General features: G+C 71.3%; 20 protein-coding genes. 9 read left to right on the top strand and 11 right to left on the bottom strand.

Going from position 1 to position 24,443, the window contains the following annotated elements:
- The first annotated feature begins 3 nt into the window (after positions 1-3).
- Complete coding sequence (locus OG413_RS36090; protein WP_266812874.1) at positions 4-1,878, top strand: hypothetical protein; 1,875 nt, start codon at positions 4-6, stop codon at positions 1,876-1,878.
- 62 nt (positions 1,879-1,940) lie between these two features.
- Here OG413_RS36090 and OG413_RS36085 read toward each other — a convergent pair whose 3' ends face one another.
- The 8 genes from OG413_RS36085 to OG413_RS36050 form a co-directional block, all read right to left on the bottom strand.
- Positions 1,941-3,194: an ATP-grasp domain-containing protein gene (locus tag OG413_RS36085; protein WP_266812872.1), complete on the bottom strand. Its 1,254-nt coding sequence runs from the start codon at positions 3,192-3,194 to the stop codon at positions 1,941-1,943.
- 137 nt (positions 3,195-3,331) lie between these two features.
- Positions 3,332-4,354: a TauD/TfdA family dioxygenase gene (locus OG413_RS36080; protein WP_266812870.1), complete on the bottom strand. Its 1,023-nt coding sequence runs from the start codon at positions 4,352-4,354 to the stop codon at positions 3,332-3,334.
- Positions 4,351-5,628, bottom strand: a complete 1,278-nt coding sequence (locus OG413_RS36075; protein WP_266812868.1) for an MFS transporter — start codon at positions 5,626-5,628, stop codon at positions 4,351-4,353. The genes OG413_RS36080 and OG413_RS36075 overlap by 4 nt, the downstream gene beginning before the upstream one ends.
- Positions 5,629-5,691: 63 nt before the next feature.
- Positions 5,692-6,855, bottom strand: a complete 1,164-nt coding sequence (locus tag OG413_RS36070; protein WP_266813305.1) for a DegT/DnrJ/EryC1/StrS family aminotransferase — start codon at positions 6,853-6,855, stop codon at positions 5,692-5,694.
- Between the two features lie 87 nt (positions 6,856-6,942).
- The gene (blsF, locus tag OG413_RS36065) at positions 6,943-7,974 is read right to left on the bottom strand and encodes a CGA synthase-related protein (protein WP_266812866.1); all 1,032 of its coding nucleotides are present in this window, start codon (positions 7,972-7,974) and stop codon (positions 6,943-6,945) included.
- 48 nt (positions 7,975-8,022) lie between these two features.
- A complete protein-coding gene (gene blsE, locus OG413_RS36060) occupies positions 8,023-9,015 on the bottom strand; it encodes a cytosylglucuronate decarboxylase (RefSeq protein WP_266812864.1) in 993 nt (330 codons plus the stop codon).
- A 47-nt stretch (positions 9,016-9,062) separates the two neighbouring features.
- Positions 9,063-10,268 carry a hydroxymethylcytosylglucuronate/cytosylglucuronate synthase gene (locus tag OG413_RS36055; RefSeq protein WP_266812863.1) on the bottom strand — a complete coding sequence of 402 codons (1,206 nt, stop codon included), beginning with the start codon at positions 10,266-10,268 and terminating at the stop codon, positions 9,063-9,065.
- 4 nt (positions 10,269-10,272) lie between these two features.
- On the bottom strand, positions 10,273-10,827 hold the full coding sequence (locus tag OG413_RS36050) for a hypothetical protein (RefSeq protein ID WP_266812862.1): 555 nt from the start codon (positions 10,825-10,827) through the stop codon (positions 10,273-10,275).
- 468 nt (positions 10,828-11,295) lie between these two features.
- Here OG413_RS36050 and OG413_RS36045 point away from each other — a divergent pair, with 468 nt between their 5' ends.
- From OG413_RS36045 to OG413_RS36030, 4 genes are all read left to right on the top strand, one after another.
- Positions 11,296-12,030, top strand: a complete 735-nt coding sequence (locus OG413_RS36045) for a LuxR C-terminal-related transcriptional regulator (protein WP_266812860.1) — start codon at positions 11,296-11,298, stop codon at positions 12,028-12,030.
- Positions 12,031-12,122: 92 nt separating this feature from the next.
- Positions 12,123-13,382, top strand: a complete 1,260-nt coding sequence (locus OG413_RS36040) for a hypothetical protein (protein WP_266812858.1) — start codon at positions 12,123-12,125, stop codon at positions 13,380-13,382.
- A 745-nt stretch (positions 13,383-14,127) separates the two neighbouring features.
- Entirely contained in the window at positions 14,128-14,865 is a 738-nt protein-coding gene (locus tag OG413_RS36035; protein WP_266812856.1) for a 2OG-Fe(II) oxygenase, read from the top strand.
- Positions 14,862-15,479 (top strand): hypothetical protein, encoded by a 618-nt coding sequence (locus OG413_RS36030; RefSeq protein ID WP_266812855.1) that lies wholly within the window; start codon positions 14,862-14,864, stop codon positions 15,477-15,479. The genes OG413_RS36035 and OG413_RS36030 overlap by 4 nt, the downstream gene beginning before the upstream one ends.
- Positions 15,480-15,489: 10 nt before the next feature.
- On the opposite strand, the gene OG413_RS36025 is transcribed toward OG413_RS36030, so the two are convergent.
- Positions 15,490-18,291: a BREX system ATP-binding domain-containing protein gene (locus tag OG413_RS36025; protein ID WP_266812854.1), complete on the bottom strand. Its 2,802-nt coding sequence runs from the start codon at positions 18,289-18,291 to the stop codon at positions 15,490-15,492.
- Between the two features lie 319 nt (positions 18,292-18,610).
- Between OG413_RS36025 and OG413_RS36020 the strand changes: the two genes are divergently transcribed.
- Both OG413_RS36020 and OG413_RS36015 read left to right on the top strand, forming a co-directional pair.
- A complete protein-coding gene (locus OG413_RS36020; RefSeq protein ID WP_266812852.1) occupies positions 18,611-19,909 on the top strand; it encodes a condensation domain-containing protein in 1,299 nt (432 codons plus the stop codon).
- An 8-nt stretch (positions 19,910-19,917) separates the two neighbouring features.
- Positions 19,918-20,679, top strand: coding sequence for a thioesterase II family protein (locus OG413_RS36015; protein WP_266812850.1), 762 nt, complete (start codon positions 19,918-19,920; stop codon positions 20,677-20,679).
- Here the strand turns inward: OG413_RS36015 and OG413_RS36010 are convergent.
- The gene (locus tag OG413_RS36010) at positions 20,603-21,202 is read right to left on the bottom strand and encodes a helix-turn-helix domain-containing protein (RefSeq protein WP_266812848.1); all 600 of its coding nucleotides are present in this window, start codon (positions 21,200-21,202) and stop codon (positions 20,603-20,605) included. The genes OG413_RS36015 and OG413_RS36010 overlap by 77 nt on opposite strands.
- Before the next feature lie 133 nt (positions 21,203-21,335).
- On the opposite strand from OG413_RS36010, the gene OG413_RS36005 reads away from it, so the two are divergent.
- Complete coding sequence (locus OG413_RS36005; RefSeq protein WP_266812846.1) at positions 21,336-22,313, top strand: NAD(P)/FAD-dependent oxidoreductase; 978 nt, start codon at positions 21,336-21,338, stop codon at positions 22,311-22,313.
- 65 nt (positions 22,314-22,378) lie between these two features.
- Positions 22,379-23,857 (top strand): MFS transporter, encoded by a 1,479-nt coding sequence (locus tag OG413_RS36000; RefSeq protein ID WP_266812845.1) that lies wholly within the window; start codon positions 22,379-22,381, stop codon positions 23,855-23,857.
- A 77-nt stretch (positions 23,858-23,934) separates the two neighbouring features.
- Here OG413_RS36000 and OG413_RS35995 read toward each other — a convergent pair whose 3' ends face one another.
- Positions 23,935-24,399: a group II truncated hemoglobin gene (locus tag OG413_RS35995; RefSeq protein ID WP_266812843.1), complete on the bottom strand. Its 465-nt coding sequence runs from the start codon at positions 24,397-24,399 to the stop codon at positions 23,935-23,937.
- Positions 24,400-24,443: the final 44 nt, after the last annotated feature.

Raw genomic sequence — 24,443 nt, 5'->3', positions numbered from 1 at the left:
CGTATGACGACCCATACCGAAAGCCCCGCCGTGTTCACGTCGTGCGCGACGCTGGAGGAATGCTCCGAAGCCACTGCCCGGTTCCTCGCGGACCGTGGGGGAAGGGTGCCGGTGCCGGTGTGGACCGGTCCGCGCGCCGACCTCGTGGACGGGATGGCCCTGGCCGAGGAGGTCTATGACGGGCGTCGTACCCCGCTGGTGTGTACCACCGGGGTGTTCGTCGGCGTGCTACCGCCCGCGGTGATGGACCTGGCCCGGCCGCTCGCCACCGCCTGGGTCTCCACACCGGACGAACTCCCCGCCGACGGCGCTGTCCTGATCGTCGGCACCTACCAGGACCTGGACGGCGACAGTCTGCACAAGCTGATCGAGCGGGCCCACCGGGAGCGGCGCGGGCTGCATGTGCTCACCGGGCGCGACGTGCATTCGGTGAGCTGGATGATCGCCAAGCAGTATGGGAGGCCCGTTCCGCACGGCCGGGTGGGGGTGTTCTCGGAACTGGACACACTGCCTCCGGTCGGCGACGCGGCCTGGCACGGTGCCGAGGAAGTGGCCCACCAGGACGTCCAGGCCCTTGCCTTGAAGCAGGTGTGGCGGCGCGTGCTGTTCCACGGGCATGGCAAGGACGACCAGCTCAACCTGGGTCAGTACACCCTGTGCGGGCTGAGCCCGGTCAGGGCTACGGCGCCCGGCGCGCAGGGGCCACGGTGCGCGTACGGCCTGGGCTGTCCGAAGCCGGAGGACAAGCTGATCCCGGCGAACGCGATACGGACCGCCGAGATCGTCATGAGCGGCTGCTACAGCGGCCCCCTCGCGGGACACTCTGTCTACGATCCGAAGTACGTTCTCCTGCTGAACGCCATCGACGGCCCGCCACAGACGGTGCTGGCCGCGCTCTCCGCCTGCGATGCCGGCCGCCCCGAGACGGCCGCGTGGCTCACCACCGAGCCCGGCCGGGACGGTGGCACCGCGCTGGCCCTCAACCGGCGGCTCGCCGACATCAACCCCTACCCGGCGTTCCTGCAGGTCGGCCTGGAGCCATCCGCGGCGTGGGACACGACTGCGCGCCCCGCGGCCGTCGGTGGTCAGCCCGCCGGACCTCAGGGGTCCGCTGCCGATGACGACACGGCGCTGCCGTTGCGTCTGCTCGGGACCCGGCTGTCCGGCTACCTCGGCAGCGGCCTGCTGGGCGGTGACCACCCCCTTCAGCGCCGGCTCCAGCAGTTCAGCGACCGGCTGCTGATATACACCGCGCGCACCAACAGCCCGCCCGCGGGGGGTGAGACGCCGACCGGCCGGGAGCTGGCGGCCGAGCTGGCCTCGCTCGACCTGGCGCTCGCGCAGCGGCTGGCCCGGGACAGTTCCGATCCGCTGCTCGACTTCCCCACCTACTTCGGCGTGCGCAGTACGGCGCGGGAACCCGCCGAATCGGCTCAGGTCTGCGCCTGCGGCCGACCGCTGCTCGTCCATCTGCGGCGCGGCACGTTGCCCGTGATCACCGACACGGTGCAGGCCGTCTGTCCGCGCTGCGGCGACGTGCTGAATTCGTACGCCGAAGCGCCGGAGCTGCGAGTGGAGGCCGCGGGCGACGCGGTCGTCGGTACTCGGCTGCCCGTGACGGTCGAGGTCATCGCCCACCGGGCCGGCACGGTGAATGTCGGCGTCACGCTGCCGTCCTATCTCGACGCGCGAGTCCAGCCGCTGATGCGGCGCGTCGTGGTGCGGCCGGGTCAGGCCACGCGCACCGAACTGGCACTGGACCTCGCGCCGGAGGCGGCCCCGCAGGCTTACTACTTCACCGTCTTCGCCGTGCACGATCTCGGCCTCGCCGCCGCGCGCGTCCAGTTCGGCCTGCACGGGGCCGATCCGGCGGGCTGACCGGGAGCCCGCATCGACGGTGGCGGCCGGGGCCTTCCTCCGGTGGACGCGCGGGCGTCGGGCTATGCCTGCTCGGCCGGTTCTGTCTCCATGACAAAGTTGTCCAGGATGTTGTGCATCCGCCGGGTTACCTCGTCAGCCGTCGGGCCCTCGACATGCACGTAACCCGACGAGGCGTACGAGGCCCGCGGCGGCACGAGGACGTCGCCGACCCCCACCTTCAGCCGGGCACCCATCACGCCGGGCAGGGTCAGCAGTTCCTCCCGGGCGGTGATGCGCGTGACCCGGCCGGCGCGGGTGGGCAGCAGCAGGTCGCCGACCGCACGATCTTCGGTGTAGCCGAGGTCGGGCATACGGCCGATGTACGTGTCCAGGATCGCGCGATGCATGTCGAAGCCGTACGCCAGGCCGTGGTTGGCCGGCACCTCACAGCCCGATATGCGCGCGGCGACCTCCCCTATGCGCAGGCCGCCGTCCTCGGTGATGAAGCACTCGCCGTGGAAGTAGCCGTGGTCCAGACCGAGTCCATCGACCAGTTCCTGGCACACCGCAGTGGCGTCGAACGGCTGAGGCTCGCTTCGCGCATAGGTGATGTTCGCGTTGATCGCCCCGTCCAGCACCGTGAGGATGGGCGCCGGGTTGAGGGACAGATAGGCGTCCAGCACCTTTCCCTCCAGCACGAGCGCGCACAGCTGGTATTCGGTGCCACGTAGGAACTCTTCCACCATCCAGCCGCGACCGGGGTCCAGGTCGGGCACGCCGGCCAGATCCGCCTCGCTGTCCAGCCGATAGGTGTCGATGCACGCGAAGGAGTCCATCGGCTTGAGCACCGTGGGCCAACCGTGCTCGGCGGCGAACTCCCCTGCCTCCGCCACCGATCGCACCACGCGGTACCGGGCGGCGCCCAGTCCGATCTCCGCGAACCGATCCTTCATCGCCGGCTTGTTGCGCACCCAGGCGACTTGCTCGCGGGTCAAGTGGGGCAGGCCCACGAGCTCCGCGAACGGCTGTGCCGTCTCCTGCAGCGGCTCCTGGGGGTTGCAGAAGTACGTGGGTGCCTCGGGCAATTTCCGCGCCCACTCCAGGTAGCGTTCGGCTTCGCCCTCCAGGTTGTCGACCTGGGCGACAAAAGCGGGCAGGTGGGTGGTGCGCCGCAGGTACTCCGGCGGCAGTTCCGCCAGCGCGGTGGACAGCCGCAGCAGGACGATCGAGACGTCGTCGCGGGCGAGGGCGTTGTCGACGAAGGTGGATGGCCTTCCATCCACCAGCAGCACGACGGGCCGGTGGTCACTGGCGTGCGCGGGGGTCGTGGTCATGCCGGGGCTCCAAACTGGTGGCAGGAGAGTGCACAGGGGCGCTTCGCGTGCGGTTGGCGTGGGGCGGAGCAGACGGCCTGCTGACACCGGGTGCGGTGTCAGCAGCGGGGAGAGGCTGACGCTGTCGCGCGGCGGCCTCAGCGGACGATGCGGTCGGCGGCGCTGCTCCGGCCGGGACGGGTGCGGCGCAGGTCGGTGACGACGTTCACGCGCTTGAGCCAACGGTCCAGGCCGTCGTAGCGGGGCACGAACGGGCGCCGGCCGTGGACGACAGTGCGGTTGTCGAGGAAGCACACGTCCCCGGGGTTGATGGGGATGTCATAGAGGTTGTGGTCGATGTGCTCGACAAGGAGGGCCAGCGCGCTCTCGGCTTCGGCGTCCCCGTCGAGGGCGGTGGTGAAGTCGCGGTCTATACGCAGCACCGGACTGTCCGGATGGCCGCTGAGCACCGGCACCGGTTGTGGTCCCGCGCCCTGCCCGGGGTCCGTGTGTGAATCGTCGGGGCGGATCACGAAACGCGGCTGGGCCAGTACGCGGGCGGCGGCGGGTGCGAGACGGGGCACGTCGACGTAGGACACGGTCGTGGGCGTCGAGTCCGGGTTGCGGAGCGCCATAAGGCCCACGTGGTCGGCCCTGTGCGGGGAGAAGGCGTCCTCGGTATGCCAGCCCAATTCGCGTTCGCTACACCCGCTGACCAGGGACTTCTCCATGCCGGGGACGGGCAGCACGTCGGTGACCAGGCGGCCGTCCTGCTGGCTCGACCAGCCGATCAGGTCGCCCAGCAGAGCGGAATAGAGCACGAGCAGGCACGCGGATATCCGGCTCTCCTCGGTGTCGGCCCGATCCCAATGCCTGGGGGTGGGGCCGAGCGACTCGGCCCCACGATTACCGCGGATGATGAAGGCGTGCTTGGTGTCGTCGCCACGGGCCCGAACCGACGCCCTCAGCAGCGCATCGGGCAGCCGCGCCGCCGCGACGGGGGCCTCGGCGAGCAGCCCGGGGGAGTCGGGGGTGCCGTGGCGCCGTAACAGGGCCGCGGCCAGGGCCTCGGCCGTCCGGGCGTCGCCGGGCGACAGCTCGTGGAGGTGGAGGACATCGGGGCTCGGCCGGTCCTCGCGGTCCCGGTCGGCGGTGAGCCTTGGCGTCGTGGTGGTGGTCATGCTTCTCCTCCCGTGTCGATGTCCGAGCCTGCCGGGGCCGACTCGGCTTCCCGTTGGTCGGTACGAATGAGCTGGGCGCCGATCCGGTGGCGGACCAGGAAGGCCACCGCGGCCCCGGCGCCCGCGAGCACGGTGGCCGCGGCCAGGGCGGCGCGAGGGCTGTGCGAGTTGACCAGCACCCCGGCGAGCTGGCCGCCGATGGCGCTGCCGCCGATGTTCGCGGTCATCACCCAGGTAAAGGTCTCCACCGTGGTCCCGGGCGGTGCCACCCGCCCGATCAGCTCGTACTCGATGGCACTCAGTGGCGCAATGACGAAGCCGACGACGACCAGCGCCACCCCCATCGACCAGTCGCCCCAGGCCAGGACGGGGAGGACGGTGGTGATCGCCAGGGCCGCCATGCACAGCGCCAGCAGTCTCTGCTGGGGCCGCTCGAAGGACCTGCTGCCGTACCAAAGGCCGCCGAGCATCCCGCCGACGCCCCAGACGGCGAAGAGCACACCCGCGCTCTCCGCCGACCCCTCGCGTACCGCGAACGCCGGCAGAGCGATGTTGTAGACGCCCAGGCTGGTGGCGCCCAGCCCGAGGACGGCGAGCAGTGCCAGCAGGTTCGGCGAGCGCAGCGGCTCACCGAGCCCGCGCCTGCCGGGTTTCTCGCCCTCCGAGCCGTGCTGCTCACCGGTTTTGCGGAGCAGATTGGTCGTGGCCAGCCCCGCCGCCCCGACTCCGGCCATGACGCCGCCGACGATCAGGGCCGCCGCCGGGGAGCCCACCAGGAGGACCGCGCTGACGACCAGCGGTCCGCCGATGACGAAGACCTCGCCGAGCACCGCCTCCACCGAGTAGGCCGTGGTGCGTTCGGCCTCCCGCATCGGCAATGTGCTCCACATCGCCCGGATGGATTGGCTGACCGGCGGAGTGGCGCCGCCGGCCACGAAAAGCAGCACATACTGCAGCCAGCGCTGATCGGGGTAGACGGCGACGAATCCAATCAGCGCCATCGGGTGCACGACCGCGGTGAGCACCAGCAGCGGCCGGTGGCCGTACGCGTCCATCGCGCGGGCGATGAGCAGGCTGAGCAGAGCGGTGCCGATCGTATAGACCGCGAGCAGCGTTCCGGCCGACTTGTAGCTCTCGCCCTCGCCCGTGACGAACAGGACCAGGGCCAGACTGACCAGGTACAGCGGCAAGCGGCCAAGGACGCTCCACAGGACGGGCGCCAGCTTGTGTGGATCGCGCAGGAAGTCGGTGAAACGCGAGGCTTCTGGGAACACGGAGTACTCAGCTCACTTTGGTGATCGATACGTTCAGGCGCGGTGTCAACGCCCGCGCAGGGTCTACAGCAGAGTCAGCACTGAGGCCAACTCCTTTGCATAGGTATCCTGCTCGGCCTTGTCGAGTTCCGGGGCGAGCGGGATACACAGAGTGCGGCTCAGCAGATCCCGGGTCCCGGCGAAACCGTCCCTGCTGAGCGGGCGATAGCGCTCCGAGCCGTCGTCGAGGTTCCAGGGAAAGCCGTCGGAGTAGATCGAGGCACGGCCCTTGAGCACCGGGTGCTCGGGCAGGAAGTAGCGGTCGAGCGTCCAGCCGGGCAGGCCGCGGTCGGTGAGCGCGGCCAGCGCGCGGTCGCGCAGCTCGCCGGAGTCGAACTGCACCCGGACGCTGACCTTCACGTCACCCTCGGTGCGGGGCACCACCCGCATGTCCGGGCGGCCCGGCAGTTGCTCGACCGCGAGAGCGTAGTGCCGCTCCAGACTCGCCAGGATCTCGTCCAGGTGCCGGAACTGCTGCAACTGAACCGAGGCGACCGCTTCGTTGGAGCAGAGATTCTCGCCGTAGAACGAGCCCTCCCGCCACGCCGGGTACTGGCCGTGTGCGCGGTCCGATCCGTGGTCACTGTAGGAGCGCAGCCGCACCCAGTCCTCCTGGTCACGGGCGGTCAGCAGCCCGCCCTCCCCGGAGGTGAGCACTTTGGCGTGGTGGAAGGAGAAGGTGCCGGCCCAGCCCACCGTCCCGGCGTGCCGCCCGTCGCGGTGGCGGCCCCCCATGGCCTGTGCCGTGTCCTCGATCACATAGGGCACGCCCTCCGGCAACGGGCCCACCATGCCTTCCATATGGGCGACCACCACTCGCTCGGCATCCGGCGGCAGGAGGGAAGCGTCCAGGCCGAAGCGCTCGTCCACGTCGACCGGCACCGGTATCAGTCCGCACGACAGCACGCTGCCCGCTACGGCCACGAAGGTGACGGCCGGTATGTGGACCGGGGTGCCCGCGGCGGGACGGGTGCCGACCAGGGCCAGCCGCAGCGCCTGAGTTCCGTTGTGGGTGGCCAGCGCGTGTCCGGCTCCCAGGCGCTCCTCGACGGCACGCTCGAAGCGGCTCGACACACTCTCGCCCGAGGTGATGTAGCGGAAGAGCGCCTTGTCCTCGAACGCCTCGCGCAGCTCGGGTACTTCCGCCCAGCTCAGGTAGTTGGCCCCGTAGGGCAGCTTTCGCAACATCACTCTCCGATGATTCGGCGGTCAATGGTGGGGTGTTCGCGGCGGTCCGGGCGGATGGTGCTCCCTCATGGGCAGTGACCGCATCGACTACATGGGTACGAGGAGCAGTTGGCGGACCTGCCGGGCAACCTGCTGCGCACCGCGTCGGTCGTCCCCGGCGAGCTCCAGTACGTCGTCCAGCCGCGCCGCGAGCAGGTTCGGCGTCGCGATCAGGTCGCGTATCCGCCGGGCGTCGTGCGGTGCGCCGGCGGTCGGGTCGAGGGCGGGCACGACGACGTCCACGTCACCCAAGGCGCGCAGCACCGCCTGCTGGGCGACACCCAGGGGCGGGAGGGTGGCGAGCGGGATCCGGGCCGTGTGCGCCTGGGCGACCGCGGCCAGCAGCGGCGAGGAGACCAGCAGTGACGCCTGTGTCAGCAGACGGTCCGCCGCCGCGCCGACGCCGGTCAACGGCTCCACTCCGGGCAGCAGTTTCACCATGGTGGCGAGTAGATTCGCGCCGGGCGGGCGCCCGGCGAGTACCAGACCGCGCACGGGGACCGCGGCGCCTTCCAGTGTGGCGAGCGCATGCCGCAGCATCCCGGCCGCCGCAGTGTCCATGTTCCGGTTTTCGTCGTCGAGCCCGGCGGGCAGGGCCAGTTGGAGTACGGCGCCGTCGCCGCGGGATCTCACGGCCCTCGGCGGGGCCATGGTGACGACCACATCGGCCCTGGCGTCGTGCAGGGCCGAACGGGCGGCCGGCCGCGTGGCCGGGCTCCCGTCCGAACTCATATCCGGGCCGGACCCTGCTTCCGGCGCCGGAGCCGGCAGCCAGCGCGGACGGTGCAGCAGGCATATGCGGCTGGCCGGCCATCCGCCCGTGGGCACCGTACCGGAGGTAGCGACGAACACCGAGGGGATGCCGTCCTTCTCCAGGCGCTCGGCCAGATCCTTGTCGCCGCAGACCAGTGCGGCCCTGGCCGGGGGGCCGGGCGGCTGTTCGCCGACCGGGACCATCTCGAAACCGTCGAGATGGGCGCAGATCCAGCTCAGCAGCGTCTGTGCGTCGGCGTCGTCGTGGGACGCGGCGACGAGCAGTCGGTGCTGCGGCGGTTGCGGTGCGGTGATCCGGTGTGTCATGGGGCCTCCGATGCCTGAGGGGGTGATGCCGTGCGGCGGCCGGAGGGGTCAGTAGCTCCAATCGGGCACCCGGCCGAGCCGGGCGAGGTCATCGCTGTAACCGGCGGCCGTGGCTGAACAGCCGTCGCACATGGTGGGGCCGTTGACTTTGAAGGCGTCGGCGTGTGCGCGGAACGCGGGGTTGTCCAACAGGACGCGGCCCGACGGGTCGCGCAGCGCGGCGCCGCCCGGTCCGGACTCGTCCTCCCGGTGCGGCAGGCAGCTACAGGCGTACGTACGCCCGTACTTGCCGTCCAGGTAGATGACGTCGTCGGTGACCAGGCACAGTGGCAGAGAGGCGCGCGGGGTCACCGACTCCTCGAAGTACGCGACCTGTTCCTCCGGGGTGTCGCCGTAGAAGCGCTTGCCGAGCGGGACCAGCAGCTGAGCGGGCTGCGCGGTGTAGATGGGGTCGCAGGTCGTGACGACGTGGGCGGGGTCCTGGTAGCGCACCTCGCGGCCGAGCTTGATCGCCGACAACTCCCACTGCTGCACGCCCAGTTCGGTCAGCCGGGCCTGCAAGTCCGGCATCTCCGTGTAGTTGTGGGGTCCGACGACGCTGTTGACCCGCGGGATGATGCCCAGGTCCCGGGCGAGACCGAGCCCCTCGACGGCGGCGTCGAACATGCCGGGAGACCGCCGGTAGACGTCGTGGGTGGCTCCCGAGGAGCCGTCCAGGCTTACGACGACCTGGGCGAGGCCGGCTTCGGCCAGTCGCCCCACGTACCGGGGCAGCAGCTGACCGTTGGTGATCAGCGACATGCGCATCCCGTGCTCGGTGCCCAACCGCACCAGGTCGATCACGTCCCGGTGCATCAGGGGCTCGCCGCCGGTGAACCGGACGTACCCCACCCCGGCCTCGGCCGCCTGGGGCAGCAGCTCCGCGAAGTCGTCGGTGCTGAAACGGTATTCGTCGCGGGAGAGCGCGAACTCACACATGAAGCAGTCGGCGTTGCACGCTTCAAGGATGCGAATGAACAGGTACCTCGAACGGTCCGGCATGATGCGCTCCAACCTTGTCGCAGCTGTGATGGTGGTCGTTCCGGCGGCTACCGTGAGGTGCCGGCCGCGCGCTGCGATGCAAGCGCGATTACCGCCTCCGCCACCCGGTCGGCGCCGTCGTAGGAGGCCGCGACCGGGCTGAATGAGGAGGCGCCGTCCGCAGTGCACGCCAGTCCCTTCGCCAGCGGCTCGGCCAGTGAGGCGGCGACCCGGGCGCGCCCGGCGGCGGTCGAGGCCGCGGCGGCGATACGGGTGCGGATCCGGGTGACGGCGTGGTCCTCGCCCTCCCGGTGCCAGGCGGTGATCTCCGCGCGGGACATCACATGTGTGGGCCAGGGCACCCGCAGCGCGTCCTGGCAGCGCTCCGCGACCAAGTCGCCGTTGAGCACCTGGCTGAGGTTCTGCGGCGGCAGCAGTAGGGCGCCGCGCCCCATGGCGGCCAATTCGAGGATGCTGGTCAGGCCGGGCGAGCTGACGACGTGCCCGGCACTCGCGATGAGTTCGATGAAGTCGCCGTGACTCAGGGAGCGGGCCTCCACCGTCATGTTCGGGGGCGCTGCCGGCAGCGCGTCAGGTCCGACGTTGCCGGTGACAACGGTCCGCCGTACCCCGCGCGCCGCGAGCGCGTCGAGAGCGGGCGGCAGTGCGAGGTGGAGGTAGGAGGGGTCGTCCGTGCCGGTGAACGGGGAGTGCAGCCCGCCGACGTTGACCACCGCCAGGCCGTCGTCCCGTGTGGTTCGCCGCGCGGCCCCGGTCGCGGTCGGTCGCGCCGATTCCCTGGCCTCGCGAACGGCGCCCGGCACGATGGGCGGTACCCAGGACAGGTGGCGCACCCCGCCCAGAACGCCGGCGGCGGTCGGCGGAAGGGGGAGCGTGCTCTGCGCGCAGTACAGCGCGACCTCGGTCGGCATCGGGTCGTGCTCGGTCCACAGGAACGGCAGGCTGTCGACGTACACCACCGGGCAATCGGCTTCCTGCAGCGCGGTGGCCAGGGCCGGATCGAGGACCACCAGGGCGAGGTCGGGGTTGGTCTCCTCGACGAGTGCCCGCATGGCGGCCCGGTCGGTGGGGTCCGCGTGCCGCCACTCCGTCACGGATCGGTCGCCCAGCACCGGACGGCCGAGGACGGTGCCGAGGCCGATCACCGTGGCCGCCGTGCGGGCGCACAGCGACTCAAGGATGCTCGACAGCTTTCCGGCGCTGCCCCAGCCGAAGTCCACCCCCGAGACGAGGATCCGGAGTCGGCCGGCCACGGCCTCAGGCGACACGGGGGGCCGTGAGCTCGCCTGCTTCGTAGCCGTAGGGGAGCGAGGTCTTGGGGTATCCGGCGACGGGACCGTCCGCCGGCCGGCGGGCCGGCGCGGCGGCCGCGGCCTCGACCTCCGCGACGAGGTCATCGAGTATGTCGGCGGTCAATTCCCGAGGGCACGGTCGCACCACGGTGTGGGTGACCTCGCCCAGCCCGGTGACCAGCGCGGGCAGTTGGGTCGTCCCGGTGAGCAGTACCAACGGACGGCCCAGCGCCGACGCCCAGCCAAGTTCCGTCATCACCCCGGGCGATGGAGGATCTCCCAGCACGACGCACAGCACGTCGGCCCGCTGCACCGCGAGGAAGTCCGCCGGCGTGCACACTTCGGGCGCCAGCCACCCCTCACCCCAGTCCTCGTTCTGGTGGGCATTGAACACCGCGTGTCCGCGGTTCAGGAATGCCTGCCGAATGCTGTTTAAGAATTCTTTGCGTTCCGGGATGACTGTCCCTCTTGTCCAGTCCATCCACTGCGTATAGGGCGCAGCCAGAAAGATCCGTGACATCAGTACATACCCCGATCGTTGAGATGGACGCCTGAGGGAATCGGTCGGCAAGTCGCCGGAGCGGGGTAAAACTTGTTCGGCTGTATGCTTGCTGGTTCGGCTAAATGATTTCCCCGTGCTCCGCTGTTACGGATAGACAATCTTTCCACCGGGCTCTTATTTAAGGAAGGCGGGCATGCCATCATGATCCTGCAATGTAGGATCATGAAGGAAGAATCAATGTGCAAAAATACGGAAATACTGGACAGGGTTTCCCTTCCGCAGGTGTGTGAACGGGGCTTGGAGACTTACCGGGAGGCGCTGACCCTCGGGCAGGTATCGGGTGAAATTCCGTCGTGCCTGCGTGCGCTGGGCCTGTTGCGTCCATTACCGGAATCCCCGGATGCTTTCATTCCGATTCCCCCGGGTATCGCAGCCGACCTTCTTATCCGCCCGCACGAACAGCAGATCGCCCGGCAGCGGGAGATTATGACGGGTATCCGTTCGCGCGTTGCCACCACCCAGGCGGTGTATCAGCGATTCCACTCGGCGGCCGGCGCGCCCATAGAGGCGTACGTGGGGCGCAACGTGATTCAGGCCGCGGTCGAGACCGCCGTTCGCGAGTGCCGGGAGGAGCTGCTGACAGCGCAGCCCGGTCGTGCGGACACCCTGGAGTCGCCCTGGGGGGTGATAGCGCCTGATCTGCGCCCGGGTGTGCGTCGGCGCGCACTGTGCCGGCACACGGTGCGCTCCCACGGCCCCAGCCTCGCCTACCTGGAGCGCCTTGCCGCGGCGGGTGCCGAGGTGCGTACCGTGGAGGACATCTCCGACTGCCTCATCATCTGCGACCAGAAGGTGGCGTTCATCCCGGGCGACGAGGCGCGCACCACCAGCGCCGTCGCCATCCGCCACCCCGGCGCCGTACAGCACCTGGTGAGGGTCTTCACCTCGACGTGGGGCCGGGCGGAACCCATTGGGCCGCTGTCCGCGCACGAGCGGCCGCCGCAGCTCACCGACGACGTACGGCGGGCCGTACTGCGTCTGATGGTGGACGGCTATACGGACGGCGCCATCGCGGCTCGGCTGGGGATGAGCGCCCGCACCGTGGCCACCCACATCAAGAAGACGGCAGACGACCTCGGCAGCCGCAGCCGGGCCCAACTCGCCTACCGCATCGCCCGCTCCGACCTTCTGGTCCAGGACGGCGTGGGCCAACGCGGTTAGCCCGGCCCGATCCTCACCCCAACGATACGGAAGGCAGACACATGCTGTTCGACCGGGCCGCTTGGCTGGATTCCTGGAACGCCCCACACTCCATGTCCGACTTAGTCTTCCGGGCCTTGTTCGCGATCATCCTCGGCGTCGCAACGACCGGACCGCTCAGAGAGCTCAACACCGCCACCAGCTGGCGGGCCGGCACGATCGGGGCTCGTATCGGCGACTTCCTGACTCCCGCCTGGGCGCGTATCGCACTGTTCTGCGCGGTGTTGCTGTCCGGCGGCGCCTTCGCGGCGAACGTGCTCGCGCCGGTCGCCGTCGCCGTCATGACCGCGGGTTTCCTGCTCCTGGCGACGGTCTATCTGTCGCAGGAGTTCGCTGGGTACGTCACCGAAGAGGACGACGGAAGCCGCCACTTCAAGGTTCACCACCACCTGCACCTGCTGGGGATGGCGGCGCTGGCGATCACGGCCACCGGGCTGTGTGCCGCCGCGGCGGGGTACGACGCCACGTCGCACCGGACCACCGTGTGGATGGCGCAGGGGCTGTGGGGGACGATCCCCGCGCACTACTTCGTGTCGGCCGTTTCCAAGATACGCAAGCGCGGTCTGCGCTGGCCCGATCCGCGGCTCTTCCCCTTCTACGTCACGCTCTTCGCCCGCTTCGAGGCCGGCGACGGCAAGGCGGTGAGGCAAACCGGCCCAGGCTGGGCCCTGGCCCGTCGGCCGCGCTGGGGTGTCGTGACCCTGTGGGCCGCGCTGCTGCTGGAACTGGCGACCCCGTTGGCGCTCCTGGGTACGGCGCCCCGCGCCGTGATCTGCGTGAGCCTGCTGCTGTTCCACCTCAGTTCGCTGTGGGTTCTGTCGGTCGACTTCCGGGAGAACGCCATGCTGGTGGCGCTGGCCGTGCTGCCGTTCCCGTTCGTCGGCGGTGCCTGGACGGACCTCGGCCCGCAGATCCCGGCGGTCGTCGTGTTCGCCGTCGCGACCGTGCTGTCCCTCGCCTTCGACGACCGGGTCTACCCCTTCTCCAACCTTCCGATGTTCGCCGCCGCCTACCGGCCCTCGCCCGTCGTCACACTGCGTTCCCCTGACGGCTCCGAGATCTACCCCACCCCCGACGTCGCCAACTGCTCCACCTCCGGCCTGTCCCGGGAGTACTCGGCCGCCGAGTCGTCCTCCGAGGCACTGGATGCCTTCGTCACCCAGGTCGGCCGGAGAAACGCCGCCGCCCCCTTATCGCTGCCCGAAGGCGCCACACTCTGGGTGGAGATTGTCGACGTCGACCCCGCGGGTACGGTCCACACGTCGCAGCGCAGGTTGTGCTCTCTGCTCCCGTCGGCCGCGGGCGACCGCTGAGCGGGCCGATCGATGAAGCCCGCGAAGCCCGAGTCATTGGCTTTATTTCCCTAATAGGGAGTTCCGTCAATCCCTGGTTGAGGCACTGCGGGCGCATGCCGACCAGGACGTGGCGACTGCTGCGCCGTGCGGTCGTACAGGCGGAATGGGGCATTCTACGGAGGTCGCCGGGTGAATGGACGGCGAACTTTTCGAGTGCAATGCGGGCCTTGAGTCCGGTGCGGGGGCGGGCGCCCCTGAGACGAGCGCCCAGGGTGCGAAACGCATGGGAAATTCCGGGGGTGTCGGGTGTCCACTGCCGCTTGCTGAGCGGAATGCGGGAATCCTGATAGCCCTTAGACCAGTTCCTGGAGCACCGGACCGCGGGAGATACCCGTGAGTTCGTCCGACTGTGTCTTCTCGCAGGTTTCCACGATGGGCCGGACATAGCGAGGGGGATTCCTCCGGACTGGACGTGGGCCGGCATCACGTAGAGGGTCTGATGGCGAACAGGGTTCACCTTCGGACGGCCGGTCGGGACGCCCCGGGAAGCGCGTAGCGCACCAGGGGCTCGATCTCCGTCGGCGGAGCCCCCGACACCCCGGGACCGACCGCCGTGAACCGGCCCGCCGGGACCTCTTCGCCCCTCGGGCGGCGGGGCATCCTCGCCCCCGCCACCCGGCCGCACCGCGATGTCCGAATGCCGCCGGTCATGGGGTCCGCGAGCGCCGATCCTGGAGGCGTCCACTCGTATCGGAGAAGGAACATGAGCCGCAGCACACACCCGCATCAGCCCAGCACGCTCACCGGCCGCGTCGCCGACATCGACCGGGACGCCCTCGCCGCGGAGTTGGACGAACACGGCAGCGCCCTCGCCGGGCAACTCCTCACTCCAGGGCAGTGCCGTGAGATCGCCGCCCTGTACGACGACGCCGAGCGCTTCCGGGCCACGGTCGACATGGCCCGCTACCGCTTCGGCTCCGGTCAGTACCGCTACTTCACCCATGAGCTGCCGGAGCCCGTACGGGAGTTGCGCGAGGCGTTCTACCCGCGGTTGCTGCCCATCGCCCGCGACTGGGCCGACAGGCTCGGCCGGAGCGCGCCGTGGCCGGACACGCTGGGCGAGTGGATCGGCATGTGCCACGAGGCCGGACAGAACAAGTCCGCACAGATCCTGCTGCGTTACGGTCCGGGGGACTGGAACGCGTTGCACCGGGACGTCTTCGGGGACCTGGTCTTCCCGCTCCAGGTCGTCGTCGGACTGGACGCCCCCGGCACCGATTTCACGGGCGGTGAGTTCCTGATGACCGAGCAGCGGCCGCGCGCCCAGTCCCGGGGGTCGTCCACCACCCTGGAGCAGGGGCACGCGCTGGTCTTCACCACCCGGGACCGGCCCGTCGCCTCCCGGCGCGGCTGGTCCGCCGGACCGATGCGGCACGGGGTGAGCACGGTCCGTTCCGGCGCCAGGCACACGCTGGGCCTCGTCTTCCACGACGCCAAGTGAACGGCCGCGACCCCGGGGCGGGGCGACGCGTCGCCGCCCCGCCGGACCGGGGGGCCGCCCGCGGGCGGCCGTCGCCCAGGCTCCGCCCGCCCGGCCTGTCCGGCGCCGTCCCCGGGCCGCACACCGAGGCGGAACTCGGCGCGCTCATCGGCCTGTTGACGCGGTCGCTCTCCCGGGCCGGGGCCGGAACCGGCGCGATCGCCGTCGGCCACGGCCGGGACGCGCCCTCCCGGGCCGCCGCGGACGCCTTCGTCACGGCGTGGCAGGCGCGCGGCGGGGACGTCCTGACCCGGACCGACTGGCCCGAGGAGGCTGCCTCCTGGCTGCGGCCCGCGGGCCGACTGACGGCCCAGAGCCCCGACGCCTGGGTGCTGGCCGGGGCCCCGCTGGGCATCGCGCAGCTCGTCCGGCGTCTCGCCCACTCCACCGCATGGGATCCGGCCCGCACCTTCGGCTTCGCCTCGCTCGACCTGCCCGGTCTCCTGGAGCTGGCCGGGGCGGACGCCGTGGACGGACTGCGGTGCGTCCGCGGCGACGGAACCGCCTGGATCGCCCGCCGCGACGGGATCATCGCCCTGCCGGGCCCGCACACGACGTCGCCCCATCCGGGCTGACCGACCGGCGTCAGGCGGACAGCCGCTGACGCCGGTACTCGGCGGCGGCGTGCGGGTGCAGGAGCGCCGGGCCCGGCGCATCGTCCTCGGCAGACAGGAACCGGCCCAGCTCGCCCCGGCCGCTGATCCGGAGCTTGCGGTAGCAGTGGGTGAGGTGCGATTCGACGTTGCGCAGGCTCACTTGGAGCAACCGGGCGATGTCCCGGTTGCTCATGCCCTGCGAGGCCAGTTTGGCGACCTGGCGTTCCGAGGGGGTCAGCAGCGCCTCGGCGGACGCCTTGCGGGGGTCCGGCCTGCCGCCCGCGTCGCGCAGCGCCTTCTGCACCAGCTCCACCAGACCGTCCGCGCCCAAGGCGATGCTCACCTCATTGGCCCGGTGCAGCAGCTCGCGGGCCCGGGCGGTGGATCCGCTCAGCTGGTACGCGTACCCGGTCGCGTACAGGGACTGCGCGTACAGCAGCGGGGCCTCCTCCATGTCGAGGAGCTCGACCGCGCGGCGGGCGAGCCTGAGCACGTCACCGACGGGGGACACGGCGGCCAGCGTGAGCAGAGCCCTGCCCTGGGCGAACGGTGCTCCCCACCGCAGGGCGAGATCGGCCTCCTGCTGGGCCAGCCGGCGGGCTTCGGGCAGGTTGCCGAGGCCGACGCAGATCAGCGCCTTGGTCGAACGCCAGGGCAGGACCGCGGGGTTGGTGATCCCCCGGCGGCCCAGCTCCTGCTCGCAGTACGTGACGAGGGTCAGGGCCTGTCTGGTGTGGCCCAGCCGGCCGAGGGCGCGGGCGGCGCTGTGCGCGAGGTGCAGATGCCACCAGGGGGCCGACTGCCCGGCCTGCGGCACCTGGACCTCCAGCAGCTCGCCGGCCTCGGTGAGCTGGTCCTTCTCCACGGCCACGTCGATCAGCACGCTACGGGCGAGGGCGCCCATGTGGTAGTGGTCCGCGCCGATGCGCCGCAGCGCGGTGAGCGCCAGCCGGGCATCGTGCCCGGCCTCCGTGAGCAGGCCCCGGTGCATGTGCAGCAGGGCGCGGACGGCCCGTGCCTCGGCGATGCGGGTCACGGCGCCTTCCTTGACCGCGAGCCGCACCTCCGCGTCGATGTGGCTCTGGGCCTCGTCGAAGTCACCCGCCCAGATCAGCCCGAGCAGCGCGTAGTACCAGGAGGGCGAGCCGTAGGGGGTGCGGGGGGTGGCGAGACATGTGCGGCTGAGCCTGCGCGCCGCCGAGGCCGACTTGCCGTACGCGGTGCGGCGCAGGATGACGGTCTCCAGGCGATCCAGCCCCCTCGGCGCGTCGGCACACCCGCCGTCGTCCATACAGATGTGGGCCAGGTGCCGGCTCAGCCGGGCCGCGGCGGCGGCGTCCTGGTCCGCCACGCGGTCGTGCGCGCCGTTGAGCACCTGACGGGCCTTCCGCGGGTCGCCGAGGCGGATCAGGGTGTTGGCGAGCCGGTGCGAACGGGAGGCCAGCTCCCGGTGACCGGGACTGAGTCCGAGCAGCGCGTACTGGGCCGGTACGGACCTGGGGAGGTCCAGTTCGAGGAGGGCCTGTACGCGGAGTTCGGCGACGCGCGTGGCCAGGTGGTCCGGGACGCCGTGGCGCTCCACGGTGTCGATGTGCTGGAGGGCCGTGCGCGCGTCGCGCGGCAGCAGCTCCTCGGCGGCGTCCAGCAGCAGGGTGGCCATCCACGGTTCGTCCAGGGCGGCCGCCTGCACGAGGTGCGGGGTGATGTCGCCGGGGCTGAATCCACGGTTGTGCAGACATCGGGCGGTCTGCTGGTGGAACATGGCGCGGTGCGAGCGCGGGATGTCGAGGTAGAGGAGCCGCGCGATGATGGGGTGGCGGAAGGCGAGACTCGTCGGGTGCAGGATGCCGCACTCGGCCAGCTGCTCCAGATTGAGGGACGCCTCCTCCACGGACAGGGAGCAGAGCTCCGCGACGAGTTCGGCGTTCACGGCGGAGCCGCCGACGACGCTGGCGGCGTGCGCGACGCGCAGACCGTCGCGGTGCAGTCGGCGCAGCAGGCACAGCACGCGGTCCTTGACCGCCCGGAGCCGTATCGGCAGGTCCCCCGCCGAGTCGCACCGGACGCCGTCGCCGGACTGCTCCGTGCTGGGGGTGGCGAGTATTTGCTGGGTCAGCAGATACGGGTTTCCGCCGCTGTCGGCGATGAGGGTTTCGGCGGGGCCGGGGACGCAGCTGGCGAGCGCGTCGACCAGACGGGACGCGGAACTCGGGCTGAGGTCCTCCAGGCGCAGATGCCGGTCGGGGCGGATGCTCTCCATGAACTCGACCAGAAGATGCTGATCGCTGGCCGGTTCACCCCGGCGTTGGCTCGCCAGCAACACCACGCGGATGTTCTCGATGCGGCGCAAGAGAAATCCCAGCCATAAGAGGGAATCCCGGTCGACGCACTGAATGCAATCCACCGTCACCAGAATCGGGATCCGCTCCGATGTCGTACTCATTACCTTGTACAGATCGGAGAGCTGCAGATATTGGGGATCGACCTGCGCCGGGTGATGCGATGTGCCCTGTTCGGGCGGGGCCGGGAGAGGTCCCGCGTTTTCCAGACAGCTGAACAGCTGATGAACGATACCCATCGAAAAACGGCGTTCCGTGGGGGCGGCGGTGGCTGAAAGTACCAGCATGCCCCGCTGTCGGGCCTGCTCCTCGGCCCACCGGAGCAGGGTGGTCTTCCCGGTCCCGATAATGCCCTCCACCAGGGCGGATGCCCCCTCGCCCGCCAGCGCGGAGTCGAGCATCTCCTCGATTATCCGGAATTCTTCACTCCGTTCGAACAACTCCCTGGACACCGCTTGTATCCCCCTGTTCGACAGCAATGATGAAAGCGTGGAGACCACCCTTATCCGGCCTTTCGGGCCGGGCCGAGCCGGGTGAACGCTGTACACGTGCTATCTGGACGCTAACACGCCAGGCGTTCGCACAGCCGTCGGAGATACGGTCTTCGGCCAGCACAAGATGATGCTTCGGTCGATTCTGCGGATCCACCGTATTGAGAAGCGATCATTCCGCACGGGTACGGTCGGCCGGGCCGTGCGGGGGCCTGGCACGGTCGGTGTCCGTCACCCCGGAGGTCGTAGTCGTCCCGGCGAACCGAAAGGGTGGCAGCGCATGTCCACGAAGATCGAAGAGCCAGGCACACAACAGCTTTCGGCCTTCCAGGCCGGGCTGCTGGCGGAGGTGCGACGGAGGCCCGGCACCGGGGTGTACGTCGATCACGTGCTGATCGGGTTCACCGGCACCCTCCACCCGTACGTGCTCGCCGAGGCCTGGCGGTACATGACGCGGCGCCACTTCGCGCTGCGCGCCGGGATACGGGACCGCGCCGACGGCTCCGCCGAGTACGGGGACGGTGGCCGGCCGTCGTGGGGAGCGGTGGACTGGAGAGCCACCCGGGAGCCCGTACGGGAAGCCCGGCTGCGGGAGCGGCTGGACCGCGAACGGGCCCACGGACTCCCGCTGGACGGCACACCGTTGAACCGGACCCTGCTCGTGCGGTGCGGCGAACAGGACTGGACCCTCGCCTGGCGGTTCTCGCGCCTGGTGGTGGACCGGTGGTCGGCCGCCGTCGTGGTCGCCGAACTCTGCGAGACCTACCGGGCGTTGCTCACGGGCCGATGTCCGGGGCCGGCGGCGGCACCCCGGCACCCCGGCGAGCTGACCGGCCGGCCCGCCCTCACACGCGTCCCGGCGGCCCGCGCCGGGAGCGTGCCGGTACCGGATCCGGTACCGCCGACGCCGGCTTCCCCGCCCCCGCCGGACCATGAGCGACCGCCCCACCACACGACGCCCTTCGGCGCCGTGGACCTGCGCCTGGACGCGTCGGCCACGGCGGTACGCCGGATGTGCCGTACGCACGGGATCGTCCCCGCCGCCGTGCTCCACGCCGCGTGGCTGATGCTGCAGCCCTCCGGAGCCGGCCGCCCTCGCCCGACGTGCGACGCCGTCCTCCCCGGCCGTCCGGCCGGACGGCCAGGGACCTGGAGCGCCGTCGGGTCGAGAGAGACCGCGGTGGCGCTGCCGCCCCGACCGGACGAGTCCCGGCCGCTGCTGCCGTGGCTGTGCGAGCTGAGCGGCCGGCTGACGGACGCCGTCGACCCGGCCCACGGCGTCGCGGGGTCCGGGACCGCGGACAGCGCCGTGTTCGCGGGTGAGGCGGAGCTGCCCCGGCCCGACCTGCTCGACCTGCGTCTCCAGGTCACCGGAGCGGACTACGACGCGAGGCCGCACCACGCCCTCGCCCTGCACCTCCTGCCCGGCCAGGACCTGCCGCTGCGCCTCACCTACGACCGGACCCGGACCTCCCGCTCCACGGCCGAACGGCTCGCGGCCCGGCTGCGGGATCTGGTGGGCGCCCTCGCCGGTGCCTCGCCCCGGACCACGGCGGCCGGACTCGGGGCGGGTGTGTGATGACGGATATGTCGGTGCGCCTGTTCTGTCTGCCGTACGCCGGGGCCTCGGCCCGGATGTACGAGCCCTGGGCGCGGCAGCTGGCCCCGTCGGTCGTGGTCACGCCGGTCGAACTGCCGGGCCGGGGCTCCCGGGGCCACGAGCGTCCGGCCGCCGGAGCGGAAGCCCTGCTGCGGGATCTGACCGGGTTCGTGACGCGGCTCTGCGACCGGCCGTTCGCCCTGTTCGGACACGGGCTCGGCGCGCTGCTGGCGTACGAGATCGCGGCCCGCCTGGAATGGCGCCACGACCGGGTCGCCGAGCGGCTCTACGTGTCCGGGCAGGGAGCGCCCCGCCCGGGGGCCGGGACGCAGGAGCTGAGCCGGCTGCCGCACGAGCCGTTTCTGGACCGGGTGCGGGAGCTCTACGGATCGGCCCGCAGGACCTTCGCCGATCCGGAGGCGATCGGGAGGGTACTGCCGCTGATGCGGGCCGACTTCGCCATCGCCGAGGCCTACCGGGCCCGCACCGAGGACGTGCTGCACTGCCCGGTCACCGCCCTCGGCGGCCGGGGCGACGCGTCGGCGGACCGGGCGCGGCTCGCGGGCTGGCGGGCGCACACCCGGCGGCACTGCCGCGTGCGGATCCTCCCCGGCGACCACCTGTTTCCGCACACGGCGGGGGAGCAGGTGATCGACATGCTCGCCGCGGACCTCAGTGGGCCGGCCGGCTTCCGTCCCGGGGGCGGGCCCGTACGTGCATACGCTCCCCTTGCCGCCCGAACAGGCTGAGCACCTCGACGGGGCCCTCCCCGGTGGTGCCGAACCAGTGCGGCAGCCGGGTGTCGAACTCGGCGGCCTCGCCGGGGCCCAGCGCGAGATCGTGGTCGGCCAGCAGGAGACGGAGCGTGCCGGAGAGGACGTACAGCCACTCGTAGCCCTCGTGGTTGCACAGATCGGGCGTCTTCCGGCTGGCCGGCAGCACCATCTTGAACGCCTGGAGCGGACCTGGCTGGCGGGTCAGCGGCAGCACCGTGTTGCCGTTGACGCTGCGGGGCGAGGGCCTGATCCGCGGATCGCCGACCTCCGGGGCGCCCACCAGCTCGTCCAGGGGGACCTGGTGGGCCTGGGCGATGGGCAGCAGCAGCTCCAGGCTGGGCCGGCGCTGGCCGGACTCCAGCCGGGACAGGGTGCTCTTGGAGATCCCGGTCGCCTCGGCGATCGCGGTGAGTGACACACCGCGCTGCGTGCGCAGTCGGCGTAACCGGGGGCCCACCTCGTCGAGGACCTGGGAGATGGCAGGTGATTGCTTCATATCGCCCATTCCACCGGGTCGTTGCGGAAACGGCAACAAACGTTGTCCCGCGCAGGGCGGCGATCGCACCCTGTACCAGGTGCTGACAGCGGGAGCAGGCACAGGCGGAAAGAGTGAGATGAGAGGGGCGAGCATGTCCGAGAACGGATCGCGGAACGGGTTCACGCACGAGGACGGCATCGACGTCGTCGTGATCGGGGCCGGGGCCGGAGGGCTCAACGCGGCGCTGGTCCTGGCACGGGCGCGCCGCCGGGTGGTCGTCGTGGACTCGGGGGCGCCGCGCAACGCTCCCTCCGCGCACATGCAGGGTTTCCTGTCCCGGGACGGGATGGCGCCGAGTGCGCTCCTGGAGACCGGCCGGGCCGAAGTGGCCGGATACGGCGCGGAGTTCATACAGGGCGAGGTCGACGACGTGGAGCGCGCGGGCGAGGACGCCGCGCCGCGCTTCACCGTGCGGCTGGTCGGCGGCGTGACGCTGTCCACCCGCCGCGTGATCGTGGCCACCGGCCTGCGCGACGAACTGCCGGACATCCCCGGGGTCCGGGAGCGGTGGGGGAAGGACCTGCTCCACTGCCCGTACTGCCACGGTTACGAGGTCAGCGACCAGCCGCTCGGCGTGCTCGGGACCAGCCCGGGGGCCGTCCGGCACGCGCTGCTGCTGCGCCAGTGGTCCGACGACGTCGTGCTGTTCCGGCACGGACTGGAGCTGACCGACGACGAGCGGACGGCCCTGGCCGCCCGGCAGGTGCCCGTCGTCGAAGGGACCGTCAAGCGGCTCGTGGTGGAGGACGACCGGCTGCGCGGGGTCGAACTGGCCGAGGACAGCGGGGTCGCCCGCAGCACGGTCTTCGTCGTGCCGCGCATGGTGCCGCGCGACGGACTGCTGACGGCGCTCGGCTGCGAGCGCGGAACCGACGGGTGGATCGCCACCGACCGCTCCGGCCTCACCAGCGTGCCCGGCGTGTGGGCGGTCGGCAACGTCGTGGACCCCCGCGCCCTCGTGGTCAGTTCGGCCGGCATGGGATCCGCCGCCGCGTTCGCCCTCAACCACCAACTGGTCGACGAGGACGTCGAGCTGGCCGTCCGGGCCGCTGCGCGGACAGCCGCCTGACGGGACCGCACGGTCATGTCCACCGAGTTACCGACGCCCGACCGGGCCCCGAGGAGAGACCTGCGATGGACCCCACCCAGCCACTGACCGAACCCACTCCGCCCCCGGGAGCGCCGACGGCCGGACCGGTGGACTCCGGCAACGGCCGCGGGGGCGAGGGCCGACCCTCCGGCAAGGACACCGGGTCCCCGGCCGGACTCGCGTTCGCGATGCTCGCCGTCGTCCAGGCGACGCTGATCTTCACCATCACCCTGATCGCGGTGCCGCTGCCCGCGATCGGCCAGGAGTTCGACCTGAGCGCGGCGGACCTGGTCCTGGTCAACGCCGCGTACGGGCTGCCCTACAGCGGTCTGCTGCTGTTCGGCGGCCGGCTCGCCGACCGGTACGGCGGCCGGCCGATGTTCGTGCTGGGACTGGTGCTGTTCGGCCTGGCGTCCGCGACGGCCGCCTTGGCGCCCACGTTCGAGGCGTTGGTCGCCGTCCGGTTCAGCCAGGGCGTCGGCGCGGCTCTCACCGCACCGGCGGCCCTGGCGGTGCTGCGCGCGGTCTTCCGCGAACCCGCGGCCTTCGGCCGGGCCATGGCGAGCTGGGGCGGCGTGTCCGTCCTCGGCGCCGCCATCGGTACGCTGACCTCGGGCGCCGTCACCACGTGGGTGTCCTGGCGCTGGATGTTCGCCGTTCCCGTGCTCGTCGCCGCGGTGGCGCTCCTCATGACCCGCCGACTGCTGCCCGCCGATCCCGCCGACGCCTCGGCCACCCGGCCGGGACTCGACCCGGCCGGGGCCCTGCTCGCCACGCTGGGCATCTCGATCGGCAGCTACGGCCTGATCCTCAGCGGCGACCACCCGTGGAGCTCGCCCCGGGTCCTCGTGCCGATCGCGATCGGGGCCGCCCTGCTCGTCCTGTTCCTGCTGGTCGAGCGGCGCGTGCGGGATCCGCTGCTGCCGCCCGGTTTCACCGTGGAGCCCCGTCGGCTGGTGGGCCTCGTCGGCATCCTGCTGGCGGCGGCGGGCACCGGCCTGGTGACCTTCCTGCTCTCGCTCTACCTCCAGCAGCAGCAGGACTGGTCCACCCTGGCGACGACCGGCGCGTTCGTACCCTTCACCCTCGCCCTGATCGTGGCCAACCAGCTGGCCGGCCGGGCGGTCGGCCGGTACGGCGCGGGGGGCGTCACCGTCGCCGGACTGGTGGCCGGCGCCGTCGGACTGGCGCTGCTCACCGGGATCGGCCCCGACACCTCGTTCGGCCTCGGGCTGATGCCCGGCGCCGTCCTGCTGGCGGCCGGTACGTCCTTCATCTTCTCCGGCTCGGCCGTGCTGACCACCACGAACGTGCCCGCCCACCAGGCCGGGCTGGCGGGCGGCGTGATGAACACCGCCATGGAGCTGGGGCCCACGGTGGGTCTGGCCGCCCTGATGGCGGTGGCGGCGACCCGGGCCGAGGTGGTCGTCGGCTACTCCTGGGCGTTCGGCGCCGGGGCCGTCGTCTACCTGGTCGCCGCGCTCGCGGCGACCAGGGTGGTCCGCCGCCGCGGCAGCGCGTAGCCCACGACGACGCCGAGCGTGCCGTCCCCCGCGGGGACGGCACGCTCGGCGTTCGGGCCGGCTTCCACCGGCGCCGGTCAGGCCTTGCCGGGCGGGGACTGGCCCCAGCCCCAGACCGGAACGGTCTCCCGCCGCGACGGCGGCGCGTCGGGCTGCGAATTCCCCATGGCCCGGCGCGAACCCCATTCGATATACGCGACGAATGCCGACCTGAATTCTGAGTCGGAGGGCAGATCGACTTCGTCGGCGGCCTCCAGCATCAACGTCACCCAGCGCTGCCGCTGTTCCGGCTGGATCGCCCGGCCGCGGTGGCTCTTCAGCATGCGCCGGAACCCGCCGAGTTCTTCGGTGTACGTCGCGGGCCCACCGAAGACCTCGCCGAGCCAGGTCGCCACGTGCTGCGGATGATCGTCGGTCATGTACTGGAAGAGCGGGGCCAGGAGTTCGTCCTTCCGCACCCGTCGGTAGAACTCCTCGGTGAGCCGTTCCAGCGTTTTCGCGCCGCCGACCCACTCGTACATCGTCGGAATCTCCTCCGACATCACGACACCTCCGGTGGTCAGTGAATTGCCGCGGCGTCTCGGGA

Source organism: Streptomyces sp. NBC_01433 (genome assembly GCF_026340105.1).
Lineage (GTDB): Bacteria > Actinomycetota > Actinomycetes > Streptomycetales > Streptomycetaceae > Streptomyces.
Note: the sequence above shows the minus strand (reverse complement) of the source record. Positions and strands in the feature narration are given on the sequence as shown.

What these genes read in the sequence shown, in the direction of transcription:
- OG413_RS36015 (WP_266812850.1), top strand. Translation starts at nt 19,918, where the DNA reads ATGTCGGTGCGCCTGTTCTGTCTGCCGTACGCCGGGGCCTCGGCCCGG.
- OG413_RS36035 (WP_266812856.1), top strand. Translation starts at nt 14,128, where the DNA reads ATGAGCCGCAGCACACACCCGCATCAGCCCAGCACGCTCACCGGCCGC.
- blsE (WP_266812864.1), bottom strand. Translation starts at nt 9,015, where the DNA reads ATGCCGGACCGTTCGAGGTACCTGTTCATTCGCATCCTTGAAGCGTGC.
- OG413_RS36040 (WP_266812858.1), top strand. Translation starts at nt 12,123, where the DNA reads ATGTCCGACTTAGTCTTCCGGGCCTTGTTCGCGATCATCCTCGGCGTC.
- OG413_RS36005 (WP_266812846.1), top strand. Translation starts at nt 21,336, where the DNA reads ATGTCCGAGAACGGATCGCGGAACGGGTTCACGCACGAGGACGGCATC.
- OG413_RS36080 (WP_266812870.1), bottom strand. Translation starts at nt 4,354, where the DNA reads ATGACCACCACCACGACGCCAAGGCTCACCGCCGACCGGGACCGCGAG.
- OG413_RS36020 (WP_266812852.1), top strand. Translation starts at nt 18,611, where the DNA reads ATGTCCACGAAGATCGAAGAGCCAGGCACACAACAGCTTTCGGCCTTC.
- OG413_RS36050 (WP_266812862.1), bottom strand. Translation starts at nt 10,827, where the DNA reads ATGTCACGGATCTTTCTGGCTGCGCCCTATACGCAGTGGATGGACTGG.
- OG413_RS36070 (WP_266813305.1), bottom strand. Translation starts at nt 6,855, where the DNA reads ATGTTGCGAAAGCTGCCCTACGGGGCCAACTACCTGAGCTGGGCGGAA.
- OG413_RS36010 (WP_266812848.1), bottom strand. Translation starts at nt 21,202, where the DNA reads ATGAAGCAATCACCTGCCATCTCCCAGGTCCTCGACGAGGTGGGCCCC.
- OG413_RS35995 (WP_266812843.1), bottom strand. Translation starts at nt 24,399, where the DNA reads ATGTCGGAGGAGATTCCGACGATGTACGAGTGGGTCGGCGGCGCGAAA.
- OG413_RS36000 (WP_266812845.1), top strand. Translation starts at nt 22,379, where the DNA reads ATGGACCCCACCCAGCCACTGACCGAACCCACTCCGCCCCCGGGAGCG.
- OG413_RS36090 (WP_266812874.1), top strand. Translation starts at nt 4, where the DNA reads ATGACGACCCATACCGAAAGCCCCGCCGTGTTCACGTCGTGCGCGACG.
- OG413_RS36085 (WP_266812872.1), bottom strand. Translation starts at nt 3,194, where the DNA reads ATGACCACGACCCCCGCGCACGCCAGTGACCACCGGCCCGTCGTGCTG.
- OG413_RS36045 (WP_266812860.1), top strand. Translation starts at nt 11,296, where the DNA reads ATGACGGGTATCCGTTCGCGCGTTGCCACCACCCAGGCGGTGTATCAG.
- blsF (WP_266812866.1), bottom strand. Translation starts at nt 7,974, where the DNA reads ATGACACACCGGATCACCGCACCGCAACCGCCGCAGCACCGACTGCTC.